At 31.4% G+C, this 17046-nt stretch carries 9 protein-coding genes; all 9 read left to right on the plus strand.

Going from position 1 to position 17046, the window contains the following annotated elements; genetic code table 11:
* Positions 1-139: 139 nt before the first annotated feature.
* The 9 genes from ACYPV9_RS01905 (at position 140) to ACYPV9_RS01945 (ending at position 17010) form a co-directional block, all read left to right on the plus strand.
* Entirely contained in the window at positions 140-3262 is a 3123-nt protein-coding gene (locus ACYPV9_RS01905) for a SusC/RagA family TonB-linked outer membrane protein (RefSeq protein WP_459741408.1), read from the plus strand.
* Between the two features lie 13 nt (positions 3263-3275).
* The gene (locus ACYPV9_RS01910) at positions 3276-4847 is read left to right on the plus strand and encodes a RagB/SusD family nutrient uptake outer membrane protein (RefSeq protein ID WP_459741409.1); all 1572 of its coding nucleotides are present in this window, start codon (positions 3276-3278) and stop codon (positions 4845-4847) included.
* Between the two features lie 20 nt (positions 4848-4867).
* Positions 4868-5662 carry a hypothetical protein gene (locus ACYPV9_RS01915; protein WP_299062825.1) on the plus strand — a complete coding sequence of 265 codons (795 nt, stop codon included), beginning with the start codon at positions 4868-4870 and terminating at the stop codon, positions 5660-5662.
* Between the two features lie 44 nt (positions 5663-5706).
* Positions 5707-6738 (plus strand): fasciclin domain-containing protein, encoded by a 1032-nt coding sequence (locus ACYPV9_RS01920; RefSeq protein ID WP_299062823.1) that lies wholly within the window; start codon positions 5707-5709, stop codon positions 6736-6738.
* A gap of 246 nt (positions 6739-6984) precedes the next feature.
* A complete protein-coding gene (locus ACYPV9_RS01925) occupies positions 6985-10503 on the plus strand; it encodes a sulfatase-like hydrolase/transferase (protein ID WP_459741410.1) in 3519 nt (1172 codons plus the stop codon).
* A gap of 296 nt (positions 10504-10799) precedes the next feature.
* On the plus strand, positions 10800-13061 hold the full coding sequence (locus ACYPV9_RS01930; RefSeq protein WP_459741411.1) for a T9SS type A sorting domain-containing protein: 2262 nt from the start codon (positions 10800-10802) through the stop codon (positions 13059-13061).
* A 33-nt stretch (positions 13062-13094) separates the two neighbouring features.
* Positions 13095-13274 carry a hypothetical protein gene (locus tag ACYPV9_RS01935; RefSeq protein ID WP_299062813.1) on the plus strand — a complete coding sequence of 60 codons (180 nt, stop codon included), beginning with the start codon at positions 13095-13097 and terminating at the stop codon, positions 13272-13274.
* A 125-nt stretch (positions 13275-13399) separates the two neighbouring features.
* Positions 13400-14056, plus strand: coding sequence for a hypothetical protein (locus ACYPV9_RS01940; protein ID WP_299062811.1), 657 nt, complete (start codon positions 13400-13402; stop codon positions 14054-14056).
* A gap of 5 nt (positions 14057-14061) precedes the next feature.
* A complete protein-coding gene (locus tag ACYPV9_RS01945) occupies positions 14062-17010 on the plus strand; it encodes a glycoside hydrolase family 2 protein (protein WP_459741412.1) in 2949 nt (982 codons plus the stop codon).
* Positions 17011-17046: the final 36 nt, after the last annotated feature.

Raw genomic sequence — 17046 nt, forward strand, 5'->3', positions numbered from 1 at the left:
TTCAGTATAGTACAGGATACTGATTTAGTCCATAGTTTGTAAAATTGTGTTAATTAACATTATGGTATAGTTATTATTTACAATTTATTAAAAACCAATTTTAAACATGAAACAAACTTTTAAAAAGCGAAATCCATCATTGAGGATAATTTTAGTATTTTTTCTCTTGTTTTCGGGTTTTACAACTTTAAACCTAGAGGCCCAAGAAAGAATTACAGGTTCAGTGTCAGATAATAGTGGAAATATTTTGCCAGGTGTAAATATTTTGCAAAAAGGAACAAGAAATGGTGCAAGTACAGATTTTGATGGTAATTATTCTATTACGCTTCAAAAAGGGCAAAAAACACTAGTTTTTTCTTATTTAGGATACAAACAAAAAGAGGTTTCTGTAGGGGCTAACACAACTATTAATGTGGTTTTAGAAGACTCGTCAGAATCTTTAGAAGAAATTGTTGTAATTGGTTTTAGAGAAGTAAAAAGAGATAAGATATTAGGAGGGGTTTCTACTGTAAAAGCAGAGTCTATTCAGCAAGCAGCGCCGGTAGATCCTTTGCAAGGTATACAAGGTAAGATGTCTGGTGTTCAAATTGTTTCTAACAATGGTCCTGGTGAAGGTTTTGATATTAGAATTAGAGGTGTCTCTACTTTTACTTCGGGTAACACAGGGCCGTTATATGTTGTAGATGGTCAACAGACTTTTAATATTGATAATATAGATCCAAATGATATAGAATCTTTAGAAGTTTTAAAAGACGGTGCAACTACGGCAATTTATGGTGCTCAAGGTGCGAATGGTGTTGTAATTGTAAAAACAAAAACAGGTAAATCTGGTAAGATTCAGTTAAGCATTACAAATGTTACAGGAGTAAATAAACTTATTGGTAATTTACCAGCGCCTAATGCAGCTCAAAGAATAGAGCAAGAAAGAAGAATGAATTTAGGTGGTAGTTTTATTGGTGCAGGTAGAGATTCTTTAAGTTTAGTAGGTAGAAATTCTCCAGACATACAGAAGCTAGTTACAAGGCCTGCATTAAGAAATCAGGTAAACGTTGCATTAAGTGGTGGTTCTGATAAAGTGAAGTTTTATTGGAATACAGGGTTTTTTAACGAATCTGGTATCATAATAAATAGTGGTCATAAAAGAGTAAATACTCGTTTAAAATTAGATTTAACGCCAAATGAAAAATTTAAAACAGGTACTTTAATTAATTTATCTTATGAATTTACAAATAGTACTTCTTCAGGTCCTGTTTTAGGTCACCTTTTAAATAGAGTTGCATATTTACCATTGTTTGAACCAGATGGAAGTTTTACTCCAGGTTCTCCTCGTAAATTTAGTTTAAACCCTATACAAAATGCTATTTTAAGAAAAAATGACAGAAAAAGATATAGAGCTAACCTATATACTTATGCTCAATACAAAGTATTACCTTCTTTATCTATAAGGTCAACAGTTGGTGCTGATTTCTTTTACGATAAAAGGGAAGGTTTTGTTCCTTCTATATTAGATCCTAGAAATTTTGCAGACGGTAATCCTACAGGTAGCGAAAGACATCAATTAACAACAAGAATACAACAAGATAATACCTTAAACTTTAACCACCAATGGGGTGATCATGATTTAGGTGTTTTTGCAGGTATGCAAATACAAAAAATAGTTTCTGACAATTTAAAAATTGATTCTAGATTTTCTAATGATTTAATAGAAACTTTTAATAACGCAGATCCAGAGTTTCTTTTAGTTGATACAGCTGGAGGAGATGCAACTCAAAAAGAATCTACAGGTTTATTTTCTTTATATGCAGGATTTGATTATGACTATAAAAACAAATACTTATTAGGGGGTACTATTCGTAGAGATGGTTCTTCAAAATTTGGAGCAAACAATAAATATGGTATTTTTCCATCTGTAACAGCAGGATGGAGAATTAGTAAAGAAAATTTCTTAAGAGGGAATTCTATAATTAAAAATTTATTAGTTAAAGCCAGTTATGGTATTGTAGGTAATGATAGAATACCAAATTATAACTTTACTAGTTCTCTTGTACCTGGTGCAGATTATAATGGTGAAACAGGTTTTGCTCCTAGTAGGTTAGGTAATGCAGACTTAAGATGGGAAGAAACAGAATCTACAAACCTTCAGTTAGACATGAGTATGTTTAAAGGTAGAAGATTAAACCTTTCTTTAGCATTTTGGAGAAAAGTTACAGATGGTTTGTTGGTAAATACAGAAATACCAGAAGAATCTGGATTTAATAACATTAGAGAAAATAGAGGTATTGTTAGAAATCAAGGTATAGATTTTGAAATTAGTGGAACTATACTTAAAACAAAAGATTTCTCATGGAGATCTGGATTTAATATTGGTTTATTAGAAAACACAGTGCAAGAGCTTGATGTTCCAATTCGTACAGGCCGTTTTATAACAGAAGAAGGGTCTCCAATAGGAAATATATGGGGTTATAAAAATTATGGTGTTTTTCAATATGATGAGTCGAATGCATTTACTCCATCAGGAGACAGATTATTTCCAAACTTTGACTCTAATGGGTTTTTCTTAGGGACTTATAATATGGCTAACGGTGAGCAATATCCTTTAGATGGTGAGATAAAACAATTAGTTCACGGTTCTACTAGAAATATTTTGAAAGGTGGTGATTATATTTGGGATGATGCTAATGGAGATTTTGTAATTAATAGTGATGATGAGCAAGTTTTAGGTAATGGTTTACCAACAACTTACGGAGGGTTTAGCCATGATTTAACTTATAAAAATTGGACTTTAGGTACTTTGTTTGATTATAGTTACGGTAACGAAATTTACAGAAGGTATGACCATGATAGAAACAGTTTAAGAGCAACAGTATTAACCGTATCTCCAGATAGATTAGATAATGCTTGGCAAAATCAAGGTGATATTGCTCAATATCCAATATTACAAGCTGGTAGAGCTAGAAACCAAAATAGATTTGATTTTACAAGTAGTACAGCGAATAGTACATACGTTTCAGATGGAAGTTTTATTAGATGGAGGTATGTACGTTTAGGATATAAATTCCCTAAAGATGTATTGGAACAGATAGATATAGGTATTACTGGTTTAAGTTTCAATTTTGCAGTAAACAATCTTTTAACTTGGACCAATTATGAAGGTTATAATCCAGAGTTTGGTAGTAGAGGTAATCCTTTAACACCTAGTGAAGATGCCTTAAGATATCCTAATGACAGAGAGTTTTTACTTACTTTAAAAGCACAATTTTAATCAAATAAAAGTTATGAATATAAATAATATATCAAATAAAATAAAACAAGCACTAATGCTTTGTGCTGCTATAGGGTTACTTTATTCTTGTGACGATTTCGTTCAAGAACTTCCTGTAAGTGAAATATCTCCTGATGGGTTTTATTCTAATAACGCAGAATTAGAATCAGGTATAATAGGAGCCTATGATGGTTTACAAGTTGCATATAGTCAATTTTACCTTAATGTTGGTGAATTTAGATCAGACAACTTTCAACCAAATGGAAACAATACTTCTAGAAATTCATTACATAATAGTACAATAGATCCAGGAGAAGGTTTATTAAGGTGGGCTAATCTTTATACTGTAATAGATAGAGTAAATAGAGTTATTAATGCAGGACCTAATATTGATGGTGTAGATAAAGATTTATTAGGTGAAGCTTATGCAATGAGAGCTAAAATATATTTTGATTTGGCAAGAGTTTGGGGAGATGTACCTGTGTTTTTACAATCAATTACAGCTATAAGTGAAACGCAAAAACCACAAACTTCTTATGAAGATGTTATGAATACTGTTGTGATTCCTGATATGAAAAAGGCAGAAGAATTAATAACAACACCTTCAAGAGAATTTAGATTTTCTCAAGCTAGTGTATTTGCATTACAAGCAGAAGTTTACATGTGGGTAAAAGAAGAAGGTTTGGCAAAAGATGCCATAGAGAACTTAATAGCTTTAGGATCTCATAGTTTGGTGCAAACTCCAGAGGCTTGGCAAGATTTGTTTATAAATCAACCAAGTACAGCAGAATTCCCTCAAGGTCCTGGTAAAGTTCAAGCGGGTCCAGAATTAATATTTTCTATACACTACGCTTTAGAAGAAACAACATCTGGTGTTGCAAGAGCATATATGGCAGGTGCAGCAATTAGTGTAATGTCTGAAGAGGCAGAGACAAAATGGGCAGAAAGATTTCCAATAGACTCACTTGGTTGGGCAGAGAAGTATACAGCAACAAACAGAAGATTGCCAGTATTTACAAGAGAAATAGTTTTGGATGATGGTTCTACAATAATTGAACCGATTTATGGAGATTGGAGACAGTTTGCAACTAGATTTGGTGGAGATTTTGAAGATGGTTTAGGAAGTGATGAATTTGGTGAGGCAAGATGTGCTAAATGGGTGAAAAATAGATCTCACATAGACCCTAATGATGATGACACTAATTTACCTGTATATCGTTACGCTGATATGATTTTATTATTAGCAGAAGCAGAATTGAAATTACAAAATGCTCCTAAATGTTTAGAGTTAATAAATCAAGTTAGAACAGCAAGACAATTGCCTATAGCTACTGAGGAAGAATTTGGAGACAATTTTGATGCACAGTTAGACTTTTTATTGGTAGAAAGACAATTAGAGTTATTTGGTGAAGGTAAAAGATGGTGGGATTTAGTAAGAAATGATAGAGCTATCGATGTTATGAACCCAATACTAGAAGAAAGAGAAGTAACTCCTCTTACTAGCGATAGAATAATATGGCCAATTTTTATTGATCATTTAAGAGAAAATCCTTTGTTAAACCAAAATCCGGGGTGGTTAAATTAATTTTAAAAATTTAAGACAATATGAAAACATATTTAAAAATTATAGGAGTTGCTTTAATAGCAGTTATATTTAACTCATGTACTTTAGAATTACAAGAACCTTTCGATTTTCAACCAGAAAACACGTTTGCAGATCCTTTTCAAAATATGACAGCTTGGGAGCATATTCAAACAAGAACTTCTGGAGGTTTAGTTGATGATCAAGGTAGAAAACGATTAGATGGAGAAGAATTAGATTACATGATTGCAGCAATAAAGCGTGTAGGTTATGAAGATTTATATAATCAAACATCAACAGAAAGAACTTATCTTTTATTAAACAATAATGCCTTTACTGGTGGTAACAGAGATAGAGATATATTAAGAGTTATTACAGGAAGAACACAAAGTCCTGCTGCTAGAGTAGACGCAGATGAAGTAATGGCTGCTATTACATCAGAAGAACAACTTAATATGTTAAAGGCAGTATTAAGATATCATATTGTTAGCGAAAAAGTTGCGCAAGTGCCTAAGCTTACAATTTTTGATAAAAACTTTGTTTTTAAAACAATATTACCAGCGTTAACATTAGATGTAAATGGTTTACCAACAGGTTTATCAAACGGTAATGCAGAAATAGTTTTTAGAAGAGATATAGAATGGAAAATGGAAGTAAATCCAATTTCGTCACCATTAATATCAACAGCAATTGGCCCTGGTTTTAACGAAAAAGTAAGGTCACATAACTATGTTTTCAATAATGGTATAGGTCACTATTTAAACGATCCAGTTAGATATCACCCGATTCCTTTTTACGAAAATTTCAACGTAGATTAATAATTATAAAGTATTTAATTAATCTAGCTTAAAAAATATAAAAAATGAAAAATAATAAAATCATAAAATTTCTTTTTACAGGTTTGCTAGCTTCTATATTGCTTGTTTCTTGTAACTTGCCAGAAGACGATGCTGTATACATACCGTTTGAGCCAGTGTTGGTAGAGAACCCAGAAACAGTAACACAGTTTATAATTTTTAGAGATGATTTAAGTATTCTAGAATCTGCAATGCGAATTATGGAAGAAGAAGGAGATGTTAAACTGTTATCAGAATTAAATATTCCAGGTGGTACAACAGTTTTTGCTCCTACAAACGATGCTTTTCAACAATTTTTTACTAAAAACGGAATTGATGAAATTGAAGATTTACCTTATGAAGATTTAGAAAGTGTAGTTTTAAATCATATCGTTACTGGTAAATTTTTATCTAGTAGCTTATCTTCTGGATATGTTTCTACTAGAGCTTTTAGAGAAGATACAGACCAAAATCTAAGTATGTATGTAGAGGTTTCTAATGGTGTTGTTTTAAACGGAGAATCTAAAGTTACTACTGCAGATGTAGAAGCAAATAATGGTGTATTGCATATTGTAGATACTGTAATTGGTCTTCCTAGTAACGTAACTTTAATAGAACAAAATCCAAATTTCTCTAGTTTTTTAGAAGCCTTAACTAGAGCTGATACTTTTGTAAATGAAGAAGGAAACTCTCCAGAATTAGAAAATCTATTAAGAAACTTAGATAGAAAACTAACTTTATTTATACCTAACAATGCTGCTTTTGCAAGCTTATTATCAGAATTAGGAGTAGCTTCTATACAAGAAATAGAACCAGAAACATTAGTTGCTGTATTGGCTATGCATATTGTAAATGGTAAATTTATAAATTCTGAAGATTTAAAGTTAGAAACTGTAGAAACTTTAAGGGGAAATACTATTGATATCGATCCAGATAATTTAACATTAAAAGACTCTAGAGGTAGAGTTGCTAATTTTGATGTAGATTTTTTAGATATACAATCTGCTGGTGGTGTTATACATGCTATTGATAAAGTATTGTTAAATCCAGAAATGTAAATACAGGTTAAAATAAATAATAAAACCTTCTATTTTATAGAGGGTTTTTTTATGTTCGTTTTAGAATAAAAACTTCATTTATATCAAAAAGAAAGTACTAAATAAATATTTATATTTAAATAAGTTAATTACTATTATACTTGATTTTTTTCAGGACAGGGCAGGATGCAATTTAAAAGTACTAGATATATTTTTATCCATAAACAATATACAGAAATTAACAAGATTTAATTAAGAAAAGACCATATGTTAAAGCGCAGTTTTTTATTACTTTTTTTAAGTTTCTATAGCTTAATAAATGCACAAAACAATTCTACCTTAGAAAAACCTAATATTATTTTTATTTTAACTGATGATCAACGTTTTGATGCAATTGGTTATGCTGGTAATAAATTTGTTGAAACTCCAGAGATGGACGATTTAGCAAAATCTGGTACTTATTTTAATTCGGCTATTGTTACTACACCAATATGTGCAGCAAGTAGAACAAGTATTTTAACTGGTTTGCATGAAAGAGCACATAATTTTAATTTTCAAACAGGTAATGTAAGAGATGAGTATATGGATAACTCTTACCCAAGATTACTTAAAGATAGTGGATATTACACAGGTTTTTATGGTAAATACGGAACAAGATATAATCATTTAGACAAACAATTTGATGAATATGAATCTTACGACAGAAATAATCGTTTTAAAGATAGAAGGGGTTATTATTATAAAACTATAGATAAAGATACCGTTCATTTAACTAGATATACAGGTCAAAAAGCAATAGATTTTATAGATAAAAATGCAAGTAACAAGAAACCGTTTTGTTTATCTATAAGCTTTAGTGCGCCTCATGCGCATGATGGTGCGCCTAAGCAATATTTTTGGCAAGAACCATTAGATGCGATGTTAAGTGGCACTACGATACCCGAACCTGAATTATCAGAGGATAAATATTTTTTAGCACAACCTAAGATTGTAAGAGATGGATTTAATAGATTACGTTGGACTTGGAGATATGATACACCGGATAAATATCAGCATAGTTTGAAAGGGTATTACAGAATGATTTCTGGTATCGATTTAGAAATTAAAAAAATACGTGCTAAACTTAAAGAAAAAGGTCAAGATAAAAACACAGTCATTATTTTAATGGGTGATAACGGGTACTTTTTAGGAGAACGTCAGTTAGCAGGAAAATGGTTGATGTATGACAATTCAATTAGAGTTCCTTTAATTGTTTTTGATCCTAGAGAAAATAAGCATCAAGATATAGATGATATGGTTTTAAATATAGATGTTACCAAAACCATTGCAGATCTAGCAGGTATCAAAGCACCGAAAACATGGCAAGGTAAAAGTCTTATGCCAATTGTTAGACAAGAAAAAAAATCAATAGAAAGAGATACAATTTTAATAGAACATATTTGGGATTTTGATAACATTCCGCCAAGTGAAGGTGTTCGTACTAAAAAATGGAAATACTTTAGATATGTTAATGATAAGACTATCGAAGAACTTTATAATTTAGAAAAAGATCCACAAGAGATTAAAAATTTAGTAGGAAAAAGAAAATATAGAAAGGTTTTAGCAAATTTAAGAGCTAAAGCAGATGAATTAATCAAAAAAAATAGCAACCATTTTAGAGCAGCACCTATTGATTTAACAGTAGAGTTGATAAGAGCTCCTGAAACGGATGTAGAAATTTTTGATTTAAAACCAGAATTTGGTTGGACAGTTCCTCTTGGTGCAAAATACCAAGGTGCATATCAAATTTTAGTGGCTTCTAGCAAAGAAATTATCGACGCTAATAACGGAGATGTTTGGGATAGTAAAAGAGTAGTCTCATCAAAATCTACAGACGTAGAATATCAAGGTAAAGACTTAGAAATAGGAAAAACGTATTTTTGGAAAGTAAGAATTTGGGATGAAGCAAACAGATTGGTAGACTATGCAGAGGCACAAAAATTTACCACAGGTAAAAGTAGTAGTTATATTACATCAACAGAAAATAAATTTATAACTGCTAAAATAAAACCTAAAAAATTTAAAAAATTAGGGAATTTATATGTTATGGATTTTGGAAAAGCAGCTTTTGCTACCCTTAATTTTAACTACAATGCAAAAATACCCCACACACTTACTGTAAGGGTTGGAGAAATGGTTAATGCTGATGGAAGTGTAAACAGAACACCTCCAAAAGTTAGTAATATACGTTACCAAGAATTAAAGGTAGATGTAAAGCCAGGTAAAACGCAATATCAGATTCAAGTACAAACGGATGAAAGAAATACAAGGCCTAACAAGGCAATCCCTTTACCTAAAGGTTTCCCTCCTTTAGTTCCATACAGATATGCAGAAATAGAGGGTTTTCAGGGAGATTTAAAAGCAGAAGATTTTACACAATTAGCCTTTCATACCTATTGGGATGAAGAAGCAAGTAGCTTTAAGAGTAATAATACTATTTTAGACCAAGTTTGGGATTTGTGTAAATACTCAATTAAAGCAACAACATTTAATGGGTTGTATGTAGATGGAGACAGAGAACGTATTCCTTATGAAGCAGATGCATACTTAAATCAGTTAAGTCATTACACAACAGATAGAGAATTTGCTATGGCAAGAAGAACTATCGAATACTTTATGCAACATCCAACATGGCCAACAGAATGGCAACAACATGTTCCTTTATTAATCTATGCAGATTACATGTACACCGGAAATACGGAGTTGGTAGAGCGTTATTATGATGCACTAAAACATAAATCTTTGTATGAATTATCTAATGAAGACGGTTTAATTACTTCTACTAAAGTTGATAAGGCATTTATGAAAAAGTTAGGTTTTCCTGATGGATATAAAAAACCTTTAACAGATATTGTAGATTGGCCAGGGAAAAACTTTAACAGAAGTAAAACAAAAGGAGAGCGTGATGGGTTTGTATTTAAGCCTTACAGTACAGTAATCAACTCATTTTTCTATGAAAACATGAAGATTATGGCTGAATTTGCCAAAATCTTGGGAAAAACTCAAGAAGCTTTAGATTTTGAATACAGAGCAATCAAAGCAAAAAAGGCAGTGAACGAACAAATGTTTGATAAAAAACGAGGAATTTATGTTGATGGGATAGGTACAGATCATGCTTCTTTGCATGCAAACATGATGCCTTTAGCATTTGGTTTAGTGCCAGAAGAACATTACGAATCTGTAGTAAATTTTGTAAAATCTAGAGGTATGGCTTGTAGTGTTTACGGAGCTCAATTTTTAATGGACGGTTTATATAACGCTGGTGAAGAAGATTATGCTTTAGATTTATTAACAGATACTTCATCTAGAAGTTGGTATAATATGATTAAAATTGGCTCTACAATTACTTTAGAAGCTTGGGACAATCAATATAAAAATAACTTAGATTGGAACCATGCTTGGGGTGCAGTGCCTGCAAATGTAATTCCTAGAGGTTTATGGGGTATTAAACCAAAAACACCAGGTTTTGGTGTTGCTACTATCAAACCTCAAATGAGTAAGTTAAAAAAGAGTTCTATCGAAGTTCCTACAGTTAGAGGAGCAATTAAAGCAACTTATACTTATAATGGTAAGAGGTTGCAAACCTACGAAATTGAAATTCCAGGTAATATGGTTGCAGAATTTTCTCTAAATGGTTCAGAAGGAAAAGAATTTATTCATAACGGAAAAAGTGTTCCTTCTGCATTTAAAGTAGTAAGGTTAACTCCAGGTAAACATACAATTCAGTTAAAGATTAATTCGTTTTAAATAAATTAAAATATATAGTTTTAAAAAGCAACCTTTAAGTTATACACTATAAGGTTGTTTTTTTATATATGATAATTTTACCTTCTCAAATATATTAATAACTAATATATTTATATATTTTCTGGGTTTTTAAATATGTAATATTTTAACCTAAATATTTACTAAATTATCCCTAAGCCATAATAGTACAGGACACTACTATGTTTCTAAATTGTTAAAATTGTGTTAATTAACAATACTAATCTTACCTAATAATTCATTTCCCTCCAATGTTATTAGGTTTAATAAACACAATTATGAGAAAAATTTTACACAAATTATTTTTTGCTGTACTTGTTATAAATTGTTCTGCATTTTATAGCCAAACGACATTACCTGGAATCATTGAGGTCGAGAATGGTGATCTTTCACAAAATAATAATCATTTCGAGCGAAATATTGTGGGGTCTGGAAATGGATCAACAAATAATATAGTATTAGGATTTAGAAAAACCCGAACCGAAGCGGTTGATGGAGATGGTGAAAGTGGTGCTGGTGTAAACGGTACAATAATTAATAATGTAACTGTTACAGCAGATGGAAATTATGATTTTACGTTTACGTATTTTAAAAATTCAAACGACAATACAATAACAATAAATTCTACAGATGCTAGTGGAGGTAACTCTACCACATTGGCTTCATTTACATTAATTAGAAACGATGCTTCTGGAAACAATACAGCTACAACTAGTAGTTATGGTACGCAAACAGTTACTGGTGTTGCTTTAACTACAGGTATAAATTATATTACAATTACAAATGCTGCATCAGCAATTCTTAATTTAGATAATGTTATAGTAACTGCTTCATCTGCTGCTACTCCTCCAACAATGACATCAAATGGAACAGGAAACTGGAATGAAGCTTCGACATGGACTGTGTCTGGAACAGTTGCAACTACACCAAGCACAACACCAACCGCAGAGTATGACGTTGTAATAGGTGCTCATATAATAACAATACCTTCTAGTATGGGAGCCGCAGAAGCGAAATCAATCACATGTGCAGCAGATCAAGGTGGACAATTAATTTTAAGACAAAATAATACTTTAACAGTTACTGATAATATTTCTTTTGCTAAGTCTAACGATGGAATGATATTGTACGCCCAAAACGGTAACTTTTCTACGGTAACTTTTGGAGGTTCTTATCTCTCTGGTAAGAAAACGACTATTATCAAAAGGTTATCAGAAGATAAATGGACTTTAATCTCATCGGGTTTAAATAATTCAAAACAATTTAAAACATTAGATGATAGCAGAAATTACACAGTTAAAGTAGGTACTAAATATGCTTTTGGTTCTTATGATGATTCTAGACCTGCATTTGATGCGTCGGCACCAACAGGAACAACTGGTAAATATGTATACGTTAATGATGGTTATGGTACAGTGCCTATTTGGGGTAGCGGAATAGGATGGGCTACAAAATCAGATGAAGACCCTGCTAATACTTCAGATAAAAAGCATGATGTGGTTTTTCAAGGTGAATTACACTCAACAGATGTTCCTGTTTCTCTAGCTAATGCAGGATTCAATTTGATAGGAAACCCTTACCCCACTTATTTATATGGAAATGATGATACCATAGAAGCAACTAATAATATATTAACTGTAAATGCAGATATATTAACAGAACCTACTTTATGGTTTTGGGATTCTGATAATGAAACGTGGATTACAAAGAATCAGTCTAGTGGCGCTTATCATATTAGTCCTCTTCAAGGTTTCTTTGTTAAAACAAATGCAGCATCTACATCGTTTAGTTTCACAGAGGCAATGCAGACACACACATCTAATAGTGATGCATTTTTGAAATCTTCTAACAGCAATTTTACTATCGATTTATCTATAGAAAATCAAGGAAGAACTACCAGTACTTTAGTTAATTATTTAGAAAATACAACTACTTCTTTTGATAATGGTTTTGATAGCTCAATATTTGGTGGTTATTCTTCTACTTTAGAAGTTTATACACATCTTTTAGATGATAACACAATAAAAAAATTAGCAATACAATCTTTACCTAACAATAATTTAGAAAATATGATTGTGCCTGTAGGAATTTCTGCAGCAGTAAATTCAGAAGTTTCTTTTTCTGCAGAAACTTTAAATGTACCAACTGGTTACAAAGTGTTTTTAGAAGATAGATTAAAAAATACGTTTACAAGATTAGATGAAGCGAATGCTAAATATACCACTAGAGTAACAGAAAAGACTACAGATGGACGTTTTTACATACATACTTCTGCTAAAACTGTTTTAAGTACAGAATCAGAATTATTAAATAGCATTAGTTTGTATAAATCTAGTAATACAACTTTAAAAATTGTTGGTTTAACTCAAGGAAAAACCAATTTAAAATTATACAATGTTTTAGGAAAACAAGTACTAAGTTACTCTTTTAGTGCTAATGATGTTAAAGAAATTTCTTTACCAAAATTATCTAAAGGTGTTTATGTTGTTCAATTAGAAACAGAAAAGGGAAAACTGAACAAGAAGATAGTTTTAGAATAATCGATTATTAATTAACGTTAAAAACAAAACATCATGAATCAAAACATAAAAAACACTCAAAATAAAGAGCAAGACATCACACGTAAACAAGCTATAAAAAAAATAGGTAATTATGGTAAATATGCAGCATTAACTGCTTTAGGAACCTATATGATATTAAATCCTCAAAAATCTCAAGCTCAAAGCCCAGAAGCGCCTGGAATTGGGTTTTAGTGTTAAAACTAATTTAAAGAACAAACACCAACTAATTTATAAGTTGGTGTTTTTTTTGGACCAAACACAACAGGATAAAGTTTTGTTTTACTATTTCTAAATTTACTTTTGATAAGTAATAATAGATGAAAATAAATAAACTAATCGCAATATTTTTATTGACAATTTTTACATTTTTAGGATGTAAAACCAATCAATTCTTAAAAAATAATATTAGTACCAAAGACTATGTTTTTATAGAGGGAGAAAAAACAGCATCAGATTTACAAAAATGGCAATTGGTTAAAAAAGGTGACAAAAATTATGTAAAGAGAGCCTCTGGAGCTGCTTATTTAGAATTTATGGGTAATAAGCCTATTACCGGAAAACCCAATTCACCTTTAATTTATCAGTTTACAGCACCCAAAACTGGAGATTTTCAATTAATGCTAATGTCTAGTAAACGATTAGAAGGTGTAAAAAGCGATTGGTGTAATGATGCCTTTATTCGACTCTCTGGAAAATATGAATCCGGATCAAAACTATCAAAGAAAGCATTGCAAAAAAATATCAAAATTTTACAAGATGGTAATGATGAAACTCCAGAATTACAATGGCATTGGGCATCTACAGCAGAAAAAGACAGACACGTTTATAATAAATTTATTTACAAACTGATAAAAGGAGAAAAATATAAAATAACGCTATCAGGAAGATCAAAACGTTTTAGTGTTGATTATATAATTCTTTATAATACAGCAAAATTTAGCAATCAAGAAGCTAAAGAACTCTTTAAATTTTAATAGAAATGATTAAGAAAACCATATTTACCATTACTTTACTATGTTTTGCATTTCAAATATATGCACAGCAAAATAGAGACAAGTATAACTTTAATGCTGCTTGGAAATTTATAAAAGCAAATCCTACAAATGCACAAGCTATAGATTATGATGATACAAGTTGGTCTACAATAAGCACGCCTCATACTTTTAATGATACAGATACTTTTGATGATTTAAGTATTGGTAAACATATAGGAGAAAAAAATCAATTTAGAGGAACAGTTTGGTATCGAAAACATTTTAAACTGCCAAAAACAGATTCAGGTAAAAAGGTTTACATAGAATTTGAATCTGTTCGTCAAATAGCAGATGTGTACATCAATGGAAAATATTTAGGAACCAATAAAACAGGTTTTATTCCTTTTGGATATGATATATCTCAACACCTACATTTTGGTGATAAAGAGAATATCATAGCAGTAAAAGTAAACAATGATAGAGGAGAACATTTTAGAGAAAATTTTCCTTTAGTTTGGCATCATGAACACTGGCATCCAAATCATGGAGGAATCTATAGAAATGTTTTTTTACATGTTATGAATCCTGTTCATATTACCTTGCCTTTATATGATAATTTAAAAACAGTAGGTACTTATGTTCACGCAGAAAACATATCAAAAAAGAAAGCAGACGTTTATATTTCTGCAGAAACAATTAATGAATTATCAATAGAAAAAGCAATCACTTTTGAAGCTAAAATTATTGATATTAATGGAAAAATAGTAAGTACATCAAAGAAGAAAAAAGTATTACAACCAGGAGAAACTTTTACCTTTTCAACAAAAAATAGAGTAAAAAAACCTAATTTATGGTACACTCGTAAACCCTACATGTATCAAGTAATTACTACATTAAAAGAAGGCGAAACAGAATTAGACTCTTTTACAACACCTTTAGGAATTAGAACTTTTAAGTTTGATAAAGACACTGGTTTTCATAATAACGGTGAACATGCAAAACTACATGGTTGGGGACAGAAACCTACTGCAGGTTGGGCAGGTTTAGGGGCAGCACAACCAGATTGGTTAAAAGAATTTACTTATCGTTTAATGGATGAGGCTGGAGGTAACTTTATAAGATGGGGTCATTGTGCAGGTTCTCCGGCAGAAATTGCAATGGGAGACAAATATGGTTTTGTAACCTTAATGCCTGGTGTAAGCGGAGAATCTGAAGATGATGGAGAAACTTGGGATATTAGAATTGCTGCTTTTAGAGATATGATTGTGTATTATAGAAATCACCCCTCAATATTTATTTGGGAAGGTGGTAATTGGGCGGAAACTTCTGAGCATTATGAAGCCATTCTAAAAATTATCAAGACCTATGATCCTCACGGAAAACGTTTAATGGGAAATAGAAGAGCAGATGTAAAAGAAGATTCAGAACCTTATATTTCTATTGAAATTGGTACAGAAGGTTGGCAAAGAGAATATGCACATTTACCGCTAATTGAAAGTGAATACTTAAGAGATGAAGGTGCAAGACGCGTTTGGGATAAATATACGCCAGATGATAATTTTTGGACACATCCTAATATATCAAGAAACGTTTATAAAATTGGCTCAGAAATTTTTGCCATTCGTCAAGTAGAAGATTGGTGGAATAAAATGGGTAAGAAATCGTATCATAGCGGAGGCGCCAATTGGGTGTTTTCAGATGGTACTCACGGAGGTAGAAACCCTACAGAAGTTACTAGAGCAAGCGGAGAAGTAGATGCTGTAAGATTAAAAAAAGAAGCTTTTTATACTACAAAAGCAATGTGGAGACCAGAAGCTCAAATTCATGTAGTTGGCCATTGGAATTATAAAGTTGGTACAAAAAAAACAATGTATGTAGTTTCTAACTGTACAAAAGTAAAATTATACATCAACAATAAATTAATAGCTATAGATGACAAAGCCGAAAACGGATATTTATATAAGTTTCCTAATGTTCAATTTGAAGAAGGAGAAATTAAAGTAGAGGGCTATTTAGATGATAAACTATTAGTTTCTCAAACTAAAAAAACGGTTGGAGAGCCAGTTGCAATTAAGTTAACACCAATTGTTGGTCCAAAAGGTTGGTTAGCTGATGGTTCTGATATTGCTTTAGTTGATTTTGAGATTGTAGATAAAGAGGGGCATAGAAATCCTTTGGGTAGAAACAGGGTTGATTTTACTATTTCTGGTCCTGGAATTTGGAGAGGTGGTTACAATAGTGGAAAAGCTAACACTACAAACAATTTATTTTTAGATGCAGAAGCAGGTATTAATCGAGTATCAATTCGTTCTATGTTACAAGCGGGAGATGTAACAATTACTGCTAGCGCAGAAGGCTTAAAATCAGATTCTATTACTATTACATCTAAATCTGTCTCAATTAACAACGGATTGTCAAAATTATTACCTCAAGAATTTGAGGTTGATACCAATTTTGAAGAAACTTTACCAATTTATTCACCAAAAACTGAACCTTACAATCCGAGAAGAGTTAACAAAAGCGATTTGTTTACTAAGTTTAGTTATACAGGAAACGGAAAAGCAGCACTCAGAAAAAATGTTCATTGGGGTAAAAAAGCCTATACAGATATGGAACACAACTATACTGTAATTCCTAGATATTTGGTAGGTTCAGAATATATTAGAGTTCCTAATTCTGATGGTAAATATTGGGCAAGAGATCAATTACAATTTATTGCTGGTAAAGATATGGTTATTTATGTAGGTCATGATGATCGTGTAGAAAGACCCGTATTTTTAACCAAAGATTATAAAGATACAGGAGATGATGTTAATTTAGGAGGTGTTAAAATGTCACTTTTTAAAAGAATAGCTAAAAAAGGAGAAAGTATAATTATGGCAGGTAATAGTGATGGTGATGTTCCTGATAATACAAGAATGTATTTTGTAATTGGTAAAAAAGTAAAAGAATAACGAATCTATTATCTTAAAATTTTTTGGAAAGAAAAA

Source organism: Polaribacter sp. OB-PA-B3, assembly GCF_054589375.1.